Below are 20,066 nucleotides of genomic sequence, written 5' to 3'. Positions count from 1 at the left end.
GGTTTTCGACACCTTGTTGTCTGGAAAATACTGGCAGGGAGATGTAGAAATTAAGACTCAAGGCGGCGAACTCATCAGTTATTATTTGAGCGGCGGTCCGGTCTTCGATGCAGAAGGCCAACTTAAAGCCGTTTACGGTATCCATACCGACATAACCGAACGCAAGCAGGCCGAACAGACGATCAGAAAAGCCTACTATGAGCGAAATACGATCCTGGAAAGCATTGGTGACGGTTTTTTTGCCGTTGATAGGAACTGGATTGTAAGCTATTGGAATAAGGCGGCAGAAAAACTGCTCGGGATGACCAAGAAACAAACATTGGGAAATCATTTGCAGGAAGTTTTAGAAAACATTACTGAGTCAGCTTCTTATTTGAAATATCAGGAATCAATAGATACCAACCAGGTTGTTCATTTTGAAGATTATTACCCTTCCTTGCACAAGTGGTATGAAGTCAGCGCGTATCCTTCTATAGATGGCCTTTCAGTTTTCTTTAAAGATATTACGGAGCGGAAAATATATGATATACAGGTCAGAGAGCTTAATCGGGTACTTAAAACAAAGGTTAAAGAGCTTGCTGTTTCAAACCGGGAGCTTGAACAGTTTGCTTATGTGGCCTCTCATGATCTCCAGGAGCCGCTCCGGATGATCTCCAGTTTCCTAACGCAGCTTCAGCGGAAATATGATGATCAGCTAGATCCAAAAGCCCACCAATATATACATTTTGCTGTAGATGGTGCCAAGCGCATGCGCCAAATCATTCTGGATCTTCTGGATTTTTCGCGTGTTGGGCGTGGTGATGCAGAAAGTGAACTGGTAAACTTAAATGAAGTTATCAACGAAATTTTAATACTCTTTCGAAAAAATATCGAGGACACGAAAACTTTGTTTATAATAGGTGATCTGCCATCGATTAACGTTCCAAAGGCGAGCATCCGACAGCTGATTCAAAACCTGGTGTCCAATTCAATAAAGTACCAGCCAGCGGGAAACATTCCTCTGGTAGAAATTGGATATACTGAAAAATCTGATTACTGGGAATTTTGGGTAAAGGATAATGGAATAGGCATCTCATCGGAGTATTTCGAGAAAATATTTATTATTTTCCAGCGTTTGCATACCAAAGACCATTACTCCGGAACAGGTATGGGACTTGCGATTTGTCGTAAAATTGTTGCGAATTTTGGGGGCAAACTTTGGGTGGAATCCGAAGAAGGCGAAGGCAGCACGTTTTATTTTACTATTCCAAAAGGAACAATTATTGCAGCGGAATCTCCTAAACAATAAAGCTTTGAAGTAGCAGGATTTTAACCTGTATATTAGCAGCTTTTGAATAGTTAAATAGATCCTGATTATGGGCTTATGAAGCTAGTTGATATATTGCTTGTCGAGGATAATGAGGGAGATATACTCCTGACGACCGAGGCCTTCGAAGAAGGAAAGATTTTAGACAGGACACGGGTTGTGCGTGATGGAAGATCTGCCATTGATCTACTAGCGGTCGATTTGAAATGGGATACTTTGCCTGACCTCATTATACTTGATGTGAATATACCCCGAATGAATGGACACGAAGTACTCCAACACGTCAAACAACATACAGGTCTTAAACATATTCCAGTAATCATGTTAACGACTTCTTCAACGGAATCAGATATAAACATGTCTTATCAGAATCATGCAAACTGTTATATCACAAAGCCTGTAAAAGCCGCGGATTTATAAATGCTATATCAAAGATTGAAGATTTTTGGATTAATATTGTCCAGCTTCCTAAATAAAAATGAATGGTCCATAAAAAAGATTCGAGACATTATAATATCCTCATAGTCGAAGACAATCCAGGGGATTTTTTGCTCATCGAAGATTATGTTCTGGAATATATTTATATGCCCCATTTTGTGCATGCCACCAGTTTAGGGGACGCAAAAAAACTAATGACCGGGGATTCTGTGTTGAGGTTCGATTTGGTGATGCTAGACTTAACTTTGCCTGATGGCGACGGCTCGGAATTGATTAGGGATATGGTAGAGATATGTCCTGATTGCCCAATTATTGTACTGACAGGATATACAGATTTCGAATTTAGCGTAAAATCTCTTTCTCTGGGCGTATCAGACTACCTTTTAAAGGACGAGTTGAGTGCCTCATCTCTCTATAAGAGCATTATATACAACATTGAACGAAAGAAAACGCATTCAGAACTCGAAGAATCGCAAAAAAGATATAGTAACTTATTCCACCTCAGTCCCGATCCTACCTGGGTATATGATGATGAAAGCAAGAACTTTCTGGATGTGAATGAAGCAGCTATTCGACGATATGGATTTACCGAAGATGAATTTATGTCAATGAAGATCCATGATTTAGAACCGCAAGTAGATTTGGTTTTAGAAGCAACTCCTCATTTAGCGGGATGGCATGATATTGAGAAAGCTCAACAAAAGGAAATTTTTCGTCATAGGAAGAAATGCGGGAAGGTGATTTTTGTGGAAAAAAAAACCCGCGAAATTCTTTTTCAAGGTAAAATAGCGCAGATAATGGTAGCTCATGATATAACTGAGCGTATCAATTATATTGACGCCATAGAGAAGCAAAATCAACGATTTGGCGAAATCTCCTGGATCCAATCGCATGTTGTGCGCGCCCCTATCGCAAGGCTCATGGGATTGATTAGTCTTATTAAACACCCCGCAAGCGATGAACAGCTTAAATTGGAATTGCTTGGTTACGTCCTGGATTCAGCCCATGAACTCGATGACATAGTCAGGGAGATAACACATAAAGCAGAGGAGATTAGTCTCAGCAGAGACTCTAAATAAACCATCCCGGTCCTACTATTCCTAAAAAACCTTAATCTCCATCACCCGTACCATTTCTGCTCTTTATTTCCTGATTTTGAGCTGAATCAATAAAAATTTTATATCGCTCAGTTTGGCCTTCTACCCCCCGTTGTATTAAACTTTAGTCCCAATAGGCTGATAATCTGAGACCTTTAATTTAAGCATTAAATAGTTGTAACATTTTCTCAAACTAACGGTAGAAGTGAAATAATTGGTCCAATCCAAGGATTTGAATAGAAGGACTATTGTGGAAATCAAATCGGGTATCAGTCAGTTGGTGAAATGTATTTTTTGGGACTTTTGGATAGGTCGTCCAGAACTCAGAAACATAAACCCTGGAGTTTGTCCAAAGAGAAATCGAAGTCCATTTCTTGTTGTATTGATAGTGCTGGTTTTTATAAATGGCAACTCCCTTTACTGCCTGGAAAAAATTCCATATTGTATTCGTGGTAAACAACCTACATCTTACAACTCCTCCGGCAAACCTTTGGTTTCAAAATCGACAATCACTCTAAATGGTTGGGATTCAATAATTACATCCGGCCCGCCAAAAATTTTGAGTGTGCTTTCCGGAGAGGTAAAATATGATAAAGAATACTCCAATGTGATCAAGATCGCAACTGCTGATCGTTTAGAAACCAAAATTATGGCGATTAGTAAACCCGAATGGCTTAAATTACACAGCGATCCGCAGGTAAGGATCCTGGCAGGAAGTGAAACCGCCGGGTCAGCTAATGGCACTGGAAATACGGCGCGATTCTTTGCCCCTTATGCACTGGCATCAGATTCAAAAGGCACTACATATGTTGCTGATCAAGTCGATAATCGCATTCGGAAAATAAGCCCTAAAGGCGAAGTTACGACTCTTGCGGGTAGCCTGGCCGCAGGATTTGCCAATGGGACAGGCGTTGAAGCCCGGTTCGATACACCTTCAGGCATTGCAGTTGACCATCACGGATATGTTTATATTTCTGATCAGCAAAACCATTCAATCCGTAGAATAAGCCCTGTAGGGGTAGTTAGTACATTAGCGGGCGGCCAGACGCCGGGATATGTTGATGGAGATGCATTTGCTGCAAGGTTTAATAGCCCTGCAGGTATTAGTGTAGACTTGAGAGGTTTCGTTTATGTTGCCGATAGAGGTAATAACCGAATTAGAATGATTTCACCAGAAGGCAAAGTTTCAACCCTGGCCGGCAGCGGGCAGGCAGGTTTTGCTGAAGGAAAAGGTAAGCTTGCAAAGTTTAACACACCTACCGGGATTGCCGTCGATAGGTCCGGCAACATCTACGTAACAGATCAGGTAAACAATCGAATCCGTAAAATAAGCGCTGAAGGTGAAGTTAGCACTTTCGCAGGAACCGGAGAGTTCGAATTTCGCGATGGAGAAGGCATTAAATCTGCATTTAAATATCCATCAGGTATTGTTGCCGACTCTGTAGGAAATCTGTATGTAACTGATCAGCTGAACCATCGTATTCGCAGGATTAGCCCTTCCGGAAAAGTCATATCTATTACTGTAAGCGGCGAAGATGACGTGAAAAAAGGGAAAACTGCTTCGAATCTTAATAACCCAACAGGTATTTGTTTGAACAATGACGGTAACGTACTTGTTGCGGATTATCACAACTATAATGTCAAAGAAATTGCCTTTAATATTTCACTTTCAGGCAAACCATCAAGATCCCACGTTGGTTCTCATGAAATCATTTTACGAATTTCAAATGAGTCTGGAACTTCCGTTCAGTCAGGCCAACTGACTGTAAAAGATGGTATTGGCCCAACGATTGTTAATACCTTCCCGGCTGACCTTAGCTCAGGAATTCCTCGTACATTGAATGCTCTTATCACATTCGACGAGGCAGTGGTGTTAAGTGACTCAGGGTCAATAACTATATCAAATGCAAGTCAAATTATTGTAAAATATAATGTTCGCCAGGCGATTATCGATAAATACATAGAATTGTCAGATGACCATAAGTCATTGACTCTTAAGTTAAAAAATCTACCTGCTGCTGCCACACTACGAATCTCAGTAGATAACGGAATTGTGAAGGATAGAGCTAATAACTTGTTTGACAAGAATCTCTCTCCCTTAGCTTCCTGGCTTTTTACAACCATTCAAAAAGAAAAGCAGGCCATTGATTTGCCGGGTTTGAGCAACAAGATCTACGGTGACCCGGTTTTCAAACTGGGTCCTATTCAATCGTCTGCCGGATTGACTGTAGAATATTCCGCAGAGGATCCTGCAATCCTATTCATTAAGGGCGACTCCGCAAGAATATTGAAAGCAGGCAAAACTAGTATCATTGCATTTCAAAGTGGTGACAATGCATATCTGGCAGAAAAGATCGCGCGGCCAATAGCTATTATGGCCCGGCCGGTGGTTGTTAAGCCTATTGCCGGACAGGTAATTACCTATGGCACTGTTCAGCCTCAAATTAGATACGAAATAATTTCAGGTTCTCTGTTGAATGACGATAAATTTGCCGGCAATTTGGAAAAGGCGAAGGGCGATAGTGTTGGAATATATTCCATTGTAGCAGGTTCTCTTACTCTTGAAAGTAATTATAATATGAAATTGCTTCAGGAAATTATAGCTGTTCAGAAAGCGCCTTTACTAATAAAAGCTAGCAACCAAACAAAGCTTGCCGGTTCCGCTAATCCTAAATTCGCTGGGATTTATGAAGGCTTTGTAAATGATGATAATGTCGAAAACTTGTTATCTAAACCCCAATTCACTTGTTTAGCATCAGAAAGCTCGCCAATTGGAAAATATTCAATTAACTTAATCGGAGCCGCGGCTAAGAATTATGCTATAACCTATCAGCCCGGAATTTTAACTATCTCGCCGAAGGGAAGCACTGATTTTAATGTTAAATATTACAATCTCTTTGAGAACATGGTTTCAGGTATTCTTGCGGCCAGTTTCTATCAAAGCAACCATGACGATCAGAGGTCTACTTTTATTCTTACAAAAGGAGATGGTGATGAGGACAATAATTTATTCAAAATTAAGGGTACCTCAATTGTCTCAGTTAATCCGTTGGATTACGAGCAAAGGAGTGTATTTTCTATCCGAGTCAGGTCGGAAGATGCATACGGTGAATTAACTGAAAAAAAAATACCCATCACGCTTTTAGATCTGAATGAACCTCCTGAAATGACTAAAATTCCGATTGGAATTGTTTGTTCAGATGGGCTCATAAAATTGACAGGAATCACTGCCGGGCCTGAAAAAAATCAGGAAGTAACGATTCGGGTAATGGATCTAAAATCCAAACGAAACCTGGAAGTAAGCCAGCCGGAAAATGGAGTTTCACAATTAAAATATAATCAGGCAGCTGGTTTTGGCAGTGTTTTAAATCTCCGAATTGTTCTTACAGACAATGGTGGTAATGCAAATGGGGGCATAGATTCCGCAGTTTTTACCTATGCATTACCTGTAGTCCGCCATAAACCAGTTCATATTATCTCCGAAAAAGGAACTCTACTGCCCCGGGGGATTGCATTAGTTATGACCGTCCAGGGGTCAGGAAAATTTCAATGGTATTTTAATAATCAACGAATCGCGGGAGAGCAGGATAATTCGATAAATTTAACAGCTGAGCAAAGCGGGACGATTAGTGTGCGGTTAATCAGTGAAGATGGGTGTATAAATGAAGCGAAAATGGACATTATTGTAACAGATAGCCCGATTATTACCTGTACTAATTTGATTTCCCCCAACTTTGATAGCATTAATGACGCCTTCATTATTAGAAATATCGAATACTACCCGGGAAATGAGCTTTGGATACTAGACCGAAGCGGAAAACAGGTTTTCAATCAGAAAAATTACGTTAATAGCTGGAAAGGGACTCACAAGGGTGGCACTTTGCCTGCCGGTACTTATTACTACCTTCTTGAACTGGAAAATAAAACAGCAAAGTTAAAAGGCTATATTTCTGTTGTTGATTGAGTTAAAACAAAATCTTGTCGCGGTCGATTCTACTAAAAGCGTAGATAAATACCGGTAAATTTTCCTTATTAAAATTCATTACCCGTCTTTATTTACATTTGTGACTTGCATTCCTGATCCGGAATTTCGTTTAGTACTATGGTCTAAATGGTATGGCTAATTTGGACTCTCTTCGATCAATTAACACGAACGTTAGTTTATTTTCCATCCCACTTCACAAATCTCAATAATAAGTCTTGGTTCGTGATTTTTCTACAAACAGAAAGATTCTAATTAGGTGATTAAAGCATGAATTTGTCAGTAAATCGTGTTATTTAGAATTATTCTTATTAACTTGCAATTGATTTGAAGATATGGCTTGTGGAAGGTGTTAATAATATCGAAATAAAAAGAAATAAAAGGAATGAAATACTTATTTACAGCCCTGATCGCACTTGGAAGCATTGGTGCCACCGCTCAAACTAACATTTTTCTGGACCGTGGTTATTGGAAAACGGCACCGTCTGTTGCGTCAATCCAGGAGCTGATACAGAAGGGGAATAACCCTGCAGAATTAAACAATGCGAGTTATGATCCGGTAGTGTTTGCAATTTCCGAGAAGGCTCCGAATGAATCCATAATGTTCCTTCTGTCGCAAAAAGGAAACGATGTGAACAAGCTAACCCACGATGGCAGAACTTATATTTTCTGGTCAGCTTCTGCTGGAAATATCGAATTGATGGAATACCTGCTTAAAAATGGTGCAAAGTTAGACTTGATCGATGATCATGGTGCAAGCGCAGTAAATTTCGCTGCCGGTTCCGGCCAGGCGAACACAAAGGTGTATGATCTTCTTTTGAATAAAAAAGCAGATATTAAAAAAGATGTCAACGAGGATGGTGCAAATGCTTTATTGCTAAGTGCAGGTGCAGATAAAGATTTTGCACTGTTAAACTACTTTACTTCGAAAGGCCTGGATATTAATAGTACCGATGACAATGGTAATACGATTTTTAATTATGTAGCCCGGGCGGGCAGAATAGATGTGCTAGCTAAACTGATTGAAAGGGGCGTAAAATTTAATGATAGCGCTTTTATTCTTGCTTCGCAAGGTGGGAGAGGCGGAGCCAATACAATAGAGTTATTTCAGTTGCTGGAAAGCTTGAAGTTGAACCCCGCAGTGGTGGCTAAAAACGGGCAGACAGCCCTGCATGGCCTTGCAAGAAGAGATAAGCAATCCGAGATAATAAAATATTTTATTTCAAAGGGCGTGGATGTGAACAAAGCTGACAATGACGGAAATACGGCTCTAATGATTGCAGCAGCGTCGAACAGAGACCTTAATGCAATTGAACTTTTCGCAACAAGCGTTAAGAATGTCAACCAACGGAACAAAAGTGGAGTTTCTGCGCTTGCCTTTGCTGTTAAAGGTAATAATCCGGAGATTGCAGGAGCACTTATTGCTAAAGGTGCTGATGTGAACGTGGTTGACGCAAACGGTGATAACCTGGCCTACTATCTAGTTCAGTCATTCACTGCTCAGAACGCAGCAGCCTTTGATGCGAAGATGAAAATGCTGCAGGATAAGGGACTGGACCTGGCAACTCCTCAAAAAAGCGGTAACACACTATATCATTTAGCGATCGCTAAAAATGATCTGGGGCTTATGAAGAGGATTGAAAACTTGAACATCGATAAAAATGCTAAGAATGGGGAAGGTTATACCGCTTTACATAAAGCTGCAATGGGTGCGAAAGATGACAGTATTATTAAATACCTTTTGGCGACGGGAGCAAAAAAGGATGCAAAAACCGAATTTGGTGAAACTGCTTACGACTTAGCCGATGAAAATGAATTTTTATCTAATAATAAAGTATCAATAGACTTTCTTAAATAATCATGGCTAAAGTTCTTAACCTAATATTACTTCTAATAATACTTATATGCAGCGGAATAAGTACGTTCGCGCAGAAAGCAGGCAGTAAAAAATATAAGTGTATGATTCAAATGACAAACTATGCGGGAGAGGAAGCATATATCGTAGTGTCGCTAATTAATCCCAAGGGAGTCTATGAAAAGACTGTTTACATGTTCGCAAAAGATAAAAAATGGTATAAAGATCTGGAAGAGTGGCATAAATTCAATAAAAAAAACCCAGCAAATATCAGTGCTATTACCGGTGCGTCTGTAGCCGGGGGTGATCGAAGTATAAAGGTTTTCGAAATTGAGGACTCAAAAATAAACAAAGGTTATAAGTTACGATTTGAGGTAGCTGTTGAGGATAAGGAATACCATGAAAACGACCTGGAAGTCCCTCTGACAAGCGCCAATGTTTCAGGTAAAATTGATGGAACAGGATTTATACGTTATGTCCGGATGAGTCCTAACTAACATGTTATGACTATTTCAATCTGGAGATACAGCCATCTCTCATTGGCAGTATCTTCTTTTTTGTTTATTCTGGTTGCATCCCTTACGGGGATAATTCTGGCGTTCGATCCTGTTGCGCAAAAGACCCTTCCATATCGTGTTCACGAGTTCAATAGCATTACTTTGGCTGAGTCGCTGCCGGCGATACGAAAAGCGTATCCGGTAATCACCGATATCGCAGTTGACAATAATAAATTTGTTATTCTTAATGGTACGAATAGCGAAGGCGAAAATATATCTCTATTTATCGATCCACGGACAGGAAAGTCTCTGGGTACACCTGCGGTACAAAGCGACTTTTTTCAATGGGTTACTGCTTTTCACCGTTCACTTTTTTTAAAGGAAACAGGGAGATTTTTAATAGGCATCACATCATTTTTACTTCTTCTTATAGCGCTGTCAGGCACGGTGCTGGTTATTCAGCGCCAGCGTGGGATAAAGCGCTTTTTTACAAAAATTGTGAAGGAGAATTTCACTCAATATTACCATGTGGTGCTGGGACGGCTTTCACTGATACCAATAATTATTGTTGCTTTTACGGGAACTTATTTATCACTGGCAAGGTTCGAGGTTTTTAAACCCCAACAAATTTCCCACCAAATCAATTCCCACAATATAAGCTCTGATGATAAATTAGATCCAGCGCAATTTACAGTTTTCAGAAACACGCTTCTTTCCGACGTCAAGAGTATAGAATTTCCGTTTTCTGAAGATCCGGAAGATTATTACACTTTGAAAATGGATGACCGGGAATTGCTGGTTAATCAGCTTAACGGGAATATTCTGAGTGAGGTATCGTACTCTCGTAGCACATTGTTTACCGAATTTAGCCTCGACCTTCACACCGGACGTACAAACAGCATCTGGGCAATAATCCTTGCAATAGCGACTGTAAACATTTTATTCTTTATTTATTCTGGTTTTGCAATTACGTTTAGGCGACGGGCTACCAGGTTAAAAAACATATTCAAAGCTGACGAATGCCGTTTTATCATTCTTGTCGGTTCTGAAAATGGGAGTACTTTTCTATTTGCCAAGTCTATCTTCCAGCAACTGCTGGATGCAAATCAAAAATGCTATATAGGAGAAATGAATAGCTTCGAATTATATACCAAGGCCGAGCATCTTCTAATTCTTACTGCTACTTACGGACTTGGTGATGCTCCAACAAATGCAATAAAATTCCTGGATAGACTCAGAACAACAAAGCAGCCTAATAAGGTTTATTTCTCCGTAATAGGTTTTGGTTCGCATGCTTATCCTGATTTCTGTAAGTATGCTTATGAAGTTAATAACAATCTCATGGAACAAGACTGGGCCCTGCCTCTTTCAGATATCCATACGGTTAATGATAAATCGCCTGAAGAGTTCATGCAGTGGGCTTCATTATGGTCGCAGCTTGCACAAGTGCCCCTGAATATTTCTGCAAAAGAATTCAAAATGAAACCCATACGACCGCAAACATTAACAGTGGTCGAGCGATCTGAACTGGCAAATTCAGAAGGTGCATTTCTCATTAAGCTGAAACCTTTGAACCGTGTTAAATACACTTCTGGCGATTTGCTCGCTATTCACCCAGCAAATGATCATCGCGAACGCCTTTATTCAATTGGAAAAATAGACGGCACTATTCAGTTAAGTGTGAAGAATCATGCTATGGGCTTAGGATCACAATTTTTGTACAATTTGAAACCAGGACAAACGGTTAAAGCACGTATAGACAAAAATGCACATTTTCATTTTCCGCCGGATGCTTCTATGGTGATAATGATCTCGAATGGGACAGGTATTGCGCCCTTTCTCGGAATGATTGACCAGAACAAGAAAATGAAACCCTGCTATTTGTATTGTGGTTTCAGAAATGATCAGTCATTTAGCGTTTATAGAAATATCCTGGATAAAAGCGTGGAAACGCACAAACTAAATGGGCTCCATGTGACATATTCACGTGAGGGCGAGAAAAAATACGTTAAAGATATTCTTGCCCCTGACGAAACGTTTGTAGCCCGATGTTTAAGTGAAGGGGGAGTGATTATGATTTGCGGGTCTTTGGCTATGCAGCGGGACGTAATCAAATTGCTTGAAGGGATTTGCCAGAGAATTGGTCACAAAGGTATAAGCTTTTATGAGGCCCGGGGCCAAATACTTACGGACTGTTATTGATATGAGAGCATTTACAATCGTTGTGTTATTAATTTCGGCGCTGGGTTGTAGTGCTCAGGTGCTTCAGGAGAGGGCGGTACGCCTTATGGGAAGTAGGTTTGATATTACAATTGTGTCAAAAGATACTGCAAAAGCTAACGCATTTATCGACATTGTGGTTGCCGAAGTAACACGGATTGAAAATTTAATTTCCGACTGGAGGCCTCAAACTCAAATTTCGGAAGTAAACAGAAATGCTGGAATCAGACCCGTCAAAGTTGACCAGGAAGTCTTTGAGCTTACTGAACGTGCGTTATATCTTTCACGCATTACCAATGGTGCTTTCGATATCAGTTTTGCGGCAATGGACAGAATATGGAAATTCGATGGCTCGATGACTGCAATGCCTTCTCCGGTAGCGATAAAAAGGTCAGTAGAAAAAATAGGCTACAAGAATATTTTATTGGACAAAGTTAACAGCACAATTTTTCTTACGAAAGAAGGAATGAAGATAGGATTCGGAGCGCTTGGAGAGGGATATGCAGCCGACAAATGTCGTGAGATAATGATTAAAAAAGGCGTAATGGCGGGCATTGTCAACGGTTCGGGCGATATGAACAGCTGGGGAAGGCATCCATCTGGAGACACCTGGAAAATAGGTGTGACGAACCCGATCGACGACAATGAATTATTTGCCATATTACCGCTTGAAGATGAGGCTGCAGTTACATCAGGGAGTTATGAAAAATATGTCGTGTTTAACGGTAAACGGTATGCCCACATTATCAATCCTAAAACTGGTTACCCGGCCTCCGGATTATCAAGTGTTACTGTTTTGGGCCCTAGCGCCGAATTTGCAAACGGACTTAGTACATCAATTATGGTACTTGGGAAGAGGAAGGGGCTGAAACTTTTAAGGGATCATATCCAATATCGGGGGATTCTCGTTGACGACAAAGGAAGAGTTACCGCTACAAAAAATCTGGGTGTTGAACTTGTCGGGCAGATAAATTGATCAAATTATGATAGCCGCCCTCTACTTACTACCTTTAATCTAATGTTAGAGCTTCACATAAAGAATATGGTGTGTAACCGCTGTATAACCGCTGTAAGGAAAGAACTCCAGTCAATTGGTTTGCACCCAAGTGTGGTCGAAATGGGTGTGGTGCATTTGGAGGAGAATGAAGTCGATGATGGCACACGTCTCAAACTGGCTAATAAGCTTATAGAACTTGGTTTTGTGTTGCTCGATAGCAGCAAAACCATACTTATTGGTCGGATTAAAAATCTCATCATTGAAAAAATTCACCGTTCAGAATATTTAGACGTCAAGGTAAACTGGTCTAAATTTATTTCCGACCAGGTTTTTCATGAATATAACTACTTGAGCACTTTGTTCTCATCCGTAGAGGGAATTACTCTTGAGCAATATATCATCCGCCAAAAAATTGAACGGGTGAAAGAGCTTTTGTTCTATGATGAACTTAGTCTTGGTGAGATTGGTTTTAAATTAGGTTATAGCAGTATCGCACACCTCTCTGCCCAGTTCAAAAAAATTACAGGTCAAACTCCATCTCAGTTCAAAAAAACAAGGGCAATTGATATGAAGCGAAGACCATTAGATGCAATCTGAATCGCCACTCGGTCATAAAGTTGTATAAGTCTTTCATGGAATTCTGTAATGCCTAATCACTTTACTAGCCTAACTTTGGGTTATATTAAAATGATTATCATGTCAGTACTTAACGCATCACAAACATTAAATTCAAAAACCATCCGGAAAAATTTCCCCGTAACGGGAATGACTTGTGCAGGCTGTGCAGTCAGTGTTGAGTCGATGTTAAAATTATCCACAGGCGTTGCTGACGCTGGGGTGAACTTCGCTAATCAGATTGCCTGGGCTGAGTATGACGAGAATAAAACCAACCCTTTCGAGTTGCAGAAATCAGTACGTTCGGCAGGTTATGATATTCTGATTGACCTTGAAAATCCTTCGCAGGTACAGGAAGAGCTACAACGGGCGAATTACAGAGAGATTATAAACAGGACTGTCCTTGCATCAATACTAACCCTACCGGTTGTTGTTATTGGCATGTTCTTCATGGAACAACCAGGCCGGGAGGGAGGAATGTCAAACGGGAATTGGATCTCCATGTTGTTAACTGCTCCTGTTTTGTTTTGGTTTGGCCGTTCGTTTTTTATCAACGCATGGAAGCAGGCAAAACATGGTAAAGCGAATATGGATACGCTGGTAGCTCTTAGCACCGGAATTGCTTTTATGTTCAGTGTGTTTAATACTTTGTTCCCTGAATTCTGGTATCAGCGGGGCTTATTTCCGCATGTGTATTATGAAGCAGCATCTGTCATAATTGTCTTTATATCCTTAGGGAAACTGCTTGAAGAAAGAGCCAAATCCAACACATCTTCAGCCATAAAAAAATTGATGGGCCTGCAGCCCACAACTGTCAGGATCTTTATAAACAATTTAGAAGAAGAAGTCCCGGTAAGCTCCGTCGTTCGCGGGAATATAATCATTGTCCGTCCGGGTGAAAAAATCCCTGTTGATGGAACTGTAACTTCGGGTTCTTCATATATAGATGAAAGCACCATCACCGGTGAGCCTGTTCCTGTACAAAAGGACAAGAATTCGAAGGTATTTGCGGGAACAATCAATCAGAAAGGAAGTTTTCAGTTTAGAGCGGATATGATAGGCAGTGATACACTGCTCGCACAAATTATTAAAGCGGTTCAGGAGGCTCAAGGCAGTAAAGCCCCGGTGCAGAAGCTGGTTGACAAGATCTCAGGAATATTTGTACCTGTGGTCATCGGAATATCCATATTGACGTTTGTACTATGGATGCTTTTTGGCGGTGAAAATGGCTTTACCCACGCCTTATTAACGTCGGTGACTGTACTTGTAATTGCATGCCCATGCGCTTTAGGACTGGCAACACCCACAGCGATTATGGTTGGAATTGGAAAAGGAGCAGAAAATAACATACTTATAAGAGATGCCGAAAGCCTTGAACTGGGGTACAAAGTTAATGCCATAATACTTGATAAAACGGGTACTATTACCGAAGGGAAACCAGTTGTAAATGCCATAAAATGGTGTTCGGATGCGGGTAGCATTGATAATCTGAAAGTAATTCTCTACAGCCTTGAAATAAGATCCGAGCATCCGCTTGCTGATGCGGTAGTGAACTATTTGAAAGAGACCGGATTTACAGGCATAGAGCCTTTATCTTTTGAGAGTATAACCGCGCGCGGAGTTAAAGGTACTTTTAGTGAAAAAACATATTACGCTGGTAATCACAAAATGATTTCTGAGAATAATATTCATATAGATGGCACGCTAAAAGATATGGCTGACCAATATCAGCAGCAGGCTAACACGGTCATCTATTTTGCAGACCAGCGGGATGTTCTGGCGGTAATTGCAATTGCTGATAAGGTAAAGGCGACATCTGCAAAAGCCATCCAACTCCTTCGCAATATGGGAGTTGAAGTTTACATGCTTACAGGAGATAATCAGGAAACCGCAGCCGCAGTCGCGCGCGAAGTAAAAATAGAACATTTCAAAGCTGAAGTTTTACCTTCAGAAAAGGCCGACTTTGCAAAAGATCTACAGGCGCAGGGAAAGATTGTAGCCATGGTTGGCGATGGGATTAATGATTCACATGCACTAGCACAGGCAGATGTAAGCATTGCTATGGGCAAAGGTTCTGATATTGCTATGGACGTAGCGAAGATGACACTCATCACCTCTGATCTTTTAGCAATACCTAAAGCATTAAAACTCTCAAAAAGGACCGTCCAGACCGTTCGACAAAATCTGTTTTGGGCATTTATTTACAATATTATTGCGATCCCACTGGCTGCAGGAGCGTTGTACCCTTACAATGGCTTCCTTCTTGACCCCATGATTGCAGGGGCCGCAATGGCCTTGAGTTCTGTTTCCGTAATAACGAACAGCTTGCGCTTAAAAGCAGCAGATCTTTGAATTTAAAAAACAATGTAGACTATAAATTATGAACAAACTAAAATTTAAGACCAATATTAAATGCACAGGATGCCTTTCTGTAATGACGCCTATTTTGAATAACCTCGCCGGAGAAAATAATTGGAACGTAGATCTTGATAATCCACAAAAGATATTGACTGTTGAGGCTAATATTTCTGAAGGCGAAATTATTGACACGATAGTGAAATCGGGATTTGAAGCTGAGAAAGTTTGAGGCTGCAGTTATAACTACACCGGGACACCACTGGGTTGTTATAGAAATTCACACGCCTATAATGTTATTGTTACACTAGAGTGTATTCTGTCTATCCCGCTGATCCACATGTGAATAAGAACATCCTGGTATGTGAAATTTTAGCTGATGACTTCAATCATCTTGTTACACTTTAAGTTTATTTCTATATTCCAGTACTGAACTAAAAAACCAAAAATGAAAAAACAATTCTTATTACTATGCTCACTTATTAGCATGAGCATTGGGGCGTGGGCGCAGCAGCCGCGGCCATCCGGCAAACCTTATAGTTACATTATTAAGGGAGGGCATGTAATTGATCCAAAAAATAACATAAATGAAGTAATGGATGTCGCCGTGACATCCGGAATACGGGGATTGCCCGCACGTGAAGCCATGGAAGCCCAACCAGCAGAGGGCAATCGTCCGGCCCGTGAAGCTGTAGCAGCGCGGGCTGCTGTTCCCACAATCGAAGGTAAAATTGCTAAGGTCGCAAAGAATATTCCTGCAGATCAGGCAGACCAGATCATTGACGGTAAGGGATTGTATGTAACCCCAGGATTGATTGATCTTCATGTGCACTTTTTCTGGGGCCACGAAGGGAGCTATTTGAAAAATGCACCCACAGCCTTGCCAGCCGATGGTTTCACTTTTCGAACCGGCGTAACGACAGTAGTAGATGCGGGATGCAGCGGCTGGAGAGATTTCGAACTTTTTAAAAAGCAAACAATTGATGTTTCTCAAACACGTGTTTTAGCAATGCTTAACATCGTAGGTACGGGTATGGATGGCGCCGGAGAGAATAATATTGGCGAGATGGATGCAGTTAAGACTGCCGATATGGCTAAAAAATATCCAAATGATATTGTTGGTGTGAAGCTAGCACATTTCAATGGGCGGACGTGGGTTCCAACTGACCGCGCACTTGAAGCAGGAAGACTTGCAAATATTCCAATCATGGTCGATTTCGGTTCTGCGGCCCCTTATCTACCGCTTGATTCTTTATTTAATGTCAAATTTCGCTCTGGCGATATCTACACTCACGCCTTTGGCGGCAACGGAACATCGAGTCCTGATGGGAGGGAATCGATTGTTGACATGAATGGTAAAGTTAAGCCGTTTGTGTATAAAGCCAGGCAAAGAGGAGTTGTCTTCGATATTGGTTTTGGAGGTGCAAGTTACCTATACAATCAGGGGGTTCCAGCTGTAAAGGCAGGTTTTTATCCTACTACTATTAGTACAGATCTTCACACAGGAAGTATGAACGGACCGATGAAGTCAATGGAGAACATCATGAGCCTGTTTATGGCTACCGGTATGCCTTTAAAAGATGTTATCGCTGCAAGTACATGGCATCCTGCAAAAGCCATCAAACGCGAAGGACTTGGCAACCTTTCACAAGGATCTGTGGCTGATATCGCTATATTCAAAGTTACTGTAGGAAATTACGGTTGGCCCGTTAGAGGCGGAAAGATTGCCGGAAAGCAGCGACTGCAAACTGAAATGACTATTCGCAATGGTAATGTGGTTTACGATCTTGACGGAATAGGACAGCCTGTCGGCCCGGCACCTGCTAGCTCAGGCCGTTAAGAATCAAGTATATGATTTGTAAAAAAACGTCTTCCAGTTTGGGAGACGTTTTTTTGTAGAATCCATGCCAACCAACTTACTTCAAGTTCTTGTTAAAAAATTTAATTGTCCGCTTCCACGCGAGTTCAGCAGCTGCTTTATCATATCGCGGAGTAGTATCATTGTGAAAGCCGTGGTTTACATTTTCATAAATAAAAGCTTCATATTCTTTGCCATTTTCCTTTAATGCAGCTTCGTATGCCGGCCAGCCAGCATTTACCCGTGTGTCAAGCGATGCGTAATGCAGCTGTAGAGGTGCTTTGATTTTTGGTACATCCGCGATTACAGCCTGGCCTCCATAATAAGGTACTGATGCAGCAAGCGACGGAATCCGGACAGCCATAGCATTACAGATTCCTCCTCCAAAGCAAAAACCAACTACACCTACTTTGCCATTGCAATCCTTATGGCTTTTAAGGTACTCAAAGGCCGCAATAAAATCTTCAAGCATTTCAGCGCCGTTCCGTTTACTTTGCATATTTCGTCCTTCATCATCGTTCCCTGGATAACCACCCAGTGGCGTTAATGCGTCAGGTGCAAGAGCAATAAATCCTGCTAGCGCTGCTCTCCTGGAAACGTCTTCAATATAGGGGTTCAGCCCCCTATTCTCATGAACTACGATAATTCCACCAAGTTTCTTTTTTGAACGAACAGGTTTGGATAATAGGCCTTTAATAGTACCGCCCCCCTTTGGAGATTCATAGTTGATGTAACCGGAATTAAGTCTGGGATCGCCTGCCTTTACTTGGATATTGCCTTTGTAATCAGGCATAAGGAAACTCATTAGCGATGTTAAGGTAAGCCCGCCTACTGCATAAACTGATAATTGCTGCATAAATGATCGGCGGTCAATGCGGCTGTGCGCGTAGTCGTCATAAAGGTCAAACACTTCCTGTTTGATGTCTTCTTTCCTGATTTGATCCATAACAGTGCTAAGCTAAAAAAAATCTTGATGGAATCTAAGATGAATTCCCTCCAGGTATAGGAATCAGAGGAACCTTTATGTGGGCTATCGAAAAAGCTTGGTATCGAAACGACTTATGGACATCTTTTACCAGCAGGGAAGGTGCAGAAAGTAGTAGAGCTTAAAAACGCAGGTATGCATGTGGCTTTCGTGGGCGATGGAGTGAACGATGCGCCCGTGGTTGCCCTGGCTGATGCAGCGACGCTACCATTGAAACTGCTGAAATTGTGATACAAAATGATCAGCCTTCGAAAATTGTTTCTGCTATACTGATAGGGAAAATAACCAGGAATGTCGTATGGCAAAATATTATTCTAGCAATGGCGGTCAAAGTAATTGTTTTAGGGCATGGAGCTGGCGGATAGCAACATTTTGGGAGGCAGTAATTGCCGATGCAGGGGGTAGCATTAATGGCCATTCTTAATGCTGTGAGAATACAGAAAATGACCGTATAAAATACCGTCAATTCGATTGTCTTTCAATTGTAATGTCTCTGTATTCAGGTATTTATGGAACGATATTAGAGCTTATATAGGTAATTATATAACAATCATAATAACAGGTATTGTATGAGAAAAGGACTAAAAACAGGAACCATAATCGGCATTTTATTGCTTACTATTGCTACGTTAAGTTTTAAGAGCACCACAACAGATAATGATGTTAATACTGAACAAACTGTAGGTGCTTCAACGGTAAAATCTAAGCCTGCAAAATCAGCAGATATACTTTTTGATGAATATGCGTTATCGATATACAAACTTGCTGGCCTTTCGAACAGTGGTCTTGATTACCAGGTATTCCTGAAAGGCCTTACCGGATATCAAAATCTTAAAAATTTGGATGTTATACCGGCTACAAAGACTATACTTTCAGTAGTAGATCTTTCGTTGCCAAGTACTCAGAAAAGATTGTGGGTTATAGATTTAACGGCAAACAAAATCCTTTTCAATACCTTGGTAGCCCATGGCAGGGGTAGTGGTGAAAAAATGGCTGAGACATTTTCCAATACTCCATCATCAAATCAAAGCAGCGTTGGATTCTTTACAACTGCTGAAGTGTACACGGGAAAACACGGACGTTCATTAAGACTCGATGGATTAGATGCAGGATTGAATCACAATGCCAGGGGCAGAGCTATTGTAATACACGGCGCCGAGTATGTAAGCCAGGAAGTTATTGATGCTACCGGTCGTCTGGGGAGAAGTCAAGGTTGCCCGGCATTGCCAATGGATTTGTTTAGTGATATCATTAACGATATAAAAGACAACACACTTTTATTTATTAATGGGGAAGGCGTAGAGAAGTCGCAGTATTTGAAAGGCATTGAACAAAATCTTAATGTCGGAAAATTAGCAGCTTTTAAAATCCAGGCGGGAGAAATCAGTATATAGTTTAAACCTAACCCAAAGTTAAGGTGATATTTTAAGAGCAATACAACACAGCGGAACTACTTCCACCGCCAGTTAGATCTTATGAGATTTAATTTCTATTGGCGGGGACGGAACCTGTTAACTCTTACCGACAGCTCATTTGGGCTGAATGGCTTGGTGATGTAGTCATCGGCGCCCATTTGGAAAGCTTCCAGAATAACATTCTCCTGGCCCATGCCGGATAAAACAATCACTTTGATTTTCTGCTGATATTTCTGCCGGATATAACCAACTATCTCCATTCCTGACGAGTAGGGCATCATTATATCAGTGATTACAAGTTCAGGCTGATGCTCATCGATCAGCGCTATCGCCTGTTGTCCGTCTCTCGCTATCAAAATGACGTGTCCGTCTTTCTTAAGACGGAATTCCAAAGTCCTAAGCATCAGCTCATCATCTTCAGCAATCAAAATCTTCATGTTCTATTC

Annotated in this window: 15 protein-coding genes and 1 pseudogene; 14 read left to right on the top strand and 2 right to left on the bottom strand. The window is 41.0% G+C overall.

Features of this window, described 5'->3' with window-relative positions:
- The first annotated feature begins 16 nt into the window (after positions 1-16).
- The 12 genes from ACLL8Z_RS10990 to ACLL8Z_RS10935 all read left to right on the top strand — a co-directional run bounded on the left by ACLL8Z_RS10990 (position 17) and on the right by ACLL8Z_RS10935 (position 17,202).
- Positions 17-1,288, top strand: coding sequence for a sensor histidine kinase (locus tag ACLL8Z_RS10990; protein WP_411274832.1), 1,272 nt, complete (start codon positions 17-19; stop codon positions 1,286-1,288).
- 75 nt (positions 1,289-1,363) lie between these two features.
- A complete protein-coding gene (locus ACLL8Z_RS10985) occupies positions 1,364-1,726 on the top strand; it encodes a response regulator (RefSeq protein WP_411274831.1) in 363 nt (120 codons plus the stop codon).
- A 62-nt stretch (positions 1,727-1,788) separates the two neighbouring features.
- Entirely contained in the window at positions 1,789-2,823 is a 1,035-nt protein-coding gene (locus ACLL8Z_RS10980) for a response regulator (RefSeq protein ID WP_411274830.1), read from the top strand.
- Positions 2,824-3,406: 583 nt separating this feature from the next.
- Positions 3,407-6,805 (top strand): MBG domain-containing protein, encoded by a 3,399-nt coding sequence (locus tag ACLL8Z_RS10975; protein ID WP_411274836.1) that lies wholly within the window; start codon positions 3,407-3,409, stop codon positions 6,803-6,805.
- Between the two features lie 403 nt (positions 6,806-7,208).
- On the top strand, positions 7,209-8,681 hold the full coding sequence (locus ACLL8Z_RS10970; RefSeq protein ID WP_411274829.1) for an ankyrin repeat domain-containing protein: 1,473 nt from the start codon (positions 7,209-7,211) through the stop codon (positions 8,679-8,681).
- 2 nt (positions 8,682-8,683) lie between these two features.
- Entirely contained in the window at positions 8,684-9,175 is a 492-nt protein-coding gene (locus tag ACLL8Z_RS10965; RefSeq protein WP_411274828.1) for a DUF2271 domain-containing protein, read from the top strand.
- A gap of 6 nt (positions 9,176-9,181) precedes the next feature.
- Complete coding sequence (locus ACLL8Z_RS10960) at positions 9,182-11,377, top strand: PepSY domain-containing protein (RefSeq protein WP_411274827.1); 2,196 nt, start codon at positions 9,182-9,184, stop codon at positions 11,375-11,377.
- 1 nt (position 11,378) lies between these two features.
- Positions 11,379-12,371: an FAD:protein FMN transferase gene (locus tag ACLL8Z_RS10955; protein WP_411274826.1), complete on the top strand. Its 993-nt coding sequence runs from the start codon at positions 11,379-11,381 to the stop codon at positions 12,369-12,371.
- Positions 12,372-12,413: 42 nt separating this feature from the next.
- Complete coding sequence (locus ACLL8Z_RS10950) at positions 12,414-12,989, top strand: helix-turn-helix domain-containing protein (RefSeq protein WP_411274825.1); 576 nt, start codon at positions 12,414-12,416, stop codon at positions 12,987-12,989.
- 99 nt (positions 12,990-13,088) lie between these two features.
- Positions 13,089-15,359, top strand: coding sequence for a heavy metal translocating P-type ATPase (locus ACLL8Z_RS10945; RefSeq protein WP_411274824.1), 2,271 nt, complete (start codon positions 13,089-13,091; stop codon positions 15,357-15,359).
- 28 nt (positions 15,360-15,387) lie between these two features.
- The gene (locus ACLL8Z_RS10940; protein ID WP_411274823.1) at positions 15,388-15,594 is read left to right on the top strand and encodes a heavy-metal-associated domain-containing protein; all 207 of its coding nucleotides are present in this window, start codon (positions 15,388-15,390) and stop codon (positions 15,592-15,594) included.
- A gap of 216 nt (positions 15,595-15,810) precedes the next feature.
- Complete coding sequence (locus ACLL8Z_RS10935) at positions 15,811-17,202, top strand: amidohydrolase/deacetylase family metallohydrolase (RefSeq protein ID WP_411274822.1); 1,392 nt, start codon at positions 15,811-15,813, stop codon at positions 17,200-17,202.
- A gap of 76 nt (positions 17,203-17,278) precedes the next feature.
- Here ACLL8Z_RS10935 and ACLL8Z_RS10930 read toward each other — a convergent pair whose 3' ends face one another.
- Complete coding sequence (locus tag ACLL8Z_RS10930) at positions 17,279-18,166, bottom strand: dienelactone hydrolase family protein (RefSeq protein ID WP_411274821.1); 888 nt, start codon at positions 18,164-18,166, stop codon at positions 17,279-17,281.
- An 84-nt stretch (positions 18,167-18,250) separates the two neighbouring features.
- Between ACLL8Z_RS10930 and ACLL8Z_RS10925 the strand changes: the two are divergent.
- A pseudogene (locus tag ACLL8Z_RS10925) lies at positions 18,251-18,660 on the top strand (heavy metal translocating P-type ATPase); the annotation flags it as partial.
- Positions 18,661-18,774: 114 nt separating this feature from the next.
- A complete protein-coding gene (locus ACLL8Z_RS10920; RefSeq protein WP_411274820.1) occupies positions 18,775-19,599 on the top strand; it encodes a murein L,D-transpeptidase catalytic domain family protein in 825 nt (274 codons plus the stop codon).
- Between the two features lie 95 nt (positions 19,600-19,694).
- On the opposite strand, the gene ACLL8Z_RS10915 is transcribed toward ACLL8Z_RS10920, so the two are convergent.
- On the bottom strand, positions 19,695-20,057 hold the full coding sequence (locus ACLL8Z_RS10915) for a response regulator transcription factor (protein WP_411274819.1): 363 nt from the start codon (positions 20,055-20,057) through the stop codon (positions 19,695-19,697).
- Positions 20,058-20,066: the final 9 nt, after the last annotated feature.

The sequence above is a fragment of the Daejeonella sp. genome (assembly GCF_046590655.1).
Lineage (GTDB): Bacteria > Bacteroidota > Bacteroidia > Sphingobacteriales > Sphingobacteriaceae > Daejeonella.
The sequence above is the reverse complement of the archived record's forward strand: the minus strand, read 5'-3'. Positions and strand labels throughout refer to the sequence as shown.

What these genes read in the sequence shown, in the direction of transcription:
- ACLL8Z_RS10970 (WP_411274829.1), top strand. Translation starts at nt 7,209, where the DNA reads ATGAAATACTTATTTACAGCCCTGATCGCACTTGGAAGCATTGGTGCC.
- ACLL8Z_RS10985 (WP_411274831.1), top strand. Translation starts at nt 1,364, where the DNA reads ATGAAGCTAGTTGATATATTGCTTGTCGAGGATAATGAGGGAGATATA.
- ACLL8Z_RS10930 (WP_411274821.1), bottom strand. Translation starts at nt 18,166, where the DNA reads ATGGATCAAATCAGGAAAGAAGACATCAAACAGGAAGTGTTTGACCTT.
- ACLL8Z_RS10935 (WP_411274822.1), top strand. Translation starts at nt 15,811, where the DNA reads ATGAAAAAACAATTCTTATTACTATGCTCACTTATTAGCATGAGCATT.
- ACLL8Z_RS10915 (WP_411274819.1), bottom strand. Translation starts at nt 20,057, where the DNA reads ATGAAGATTTTGATTGCTGAAGATGATGAGCTGATGCTTAGGACTTTG.
- ACLL8Z_RS10980 (WP_411274830.1), top strand. Translation starts at nt 1,789, where the DNA reads ATGGTCCATAAAAAAGATTCGAGACATTATAATATCCTCATAGTCGAA.
- ACLL8Z_RS10940 (WP_411274823.1), top strand. Translation starts at nt 15,388, where the DNA reads ATGAACAAACTAAAATTTAAGACCAATATTAAATGCACAGGATGCCTT.
- ACLL8Z_RS10945 (WP_411274824.1), top strand. Translation starts at nt 13,089, where the DNA reads ATGTCAGTACTTAACGCATCACAAACATTAAATTCAAAAACCATCCGG.
- ACLL8Z_RS10965 (WP_411274828.1), top strand. Translation starts at nt 8,684, where the DNA reads ATGGCTAAAGTTCTTAACCTAATATTACTTCTAATAATACTTATATGC.
- ACLL8Z_RS10960 (WP_411274827.1), top strand. Translation starts at nt 9,182, where the DNA reads ATGACTATTTCAATCTGGAGATACAGCCATCTCTCATTGGCAGTATCT.
- ACLL8Z_RS10920 (WP_411274820.1), top strand. Translation starts at nt 18,775, where the DNA reads ATGAGAAAAGGACTAAAAACAGGAACCATAATCGGCATTTTATTGCTT.
- ACLL8Z_RS10955 (WP_411274826.1), top strand. Translation starts at nt 11,379, where the DNA reads ATGAGAGCATTTACAATCGTTGTGTTATTAATTTCGGCGCTGGGTTGT.
- ACLL8Z_RS10950 (WP_411274825.1), top strand. Translation starts at nt 12,414, where the DNA reads ATGTTAGAGCTTCACATAAAGAATATGGTGTGTAACCGCTGTATAACC.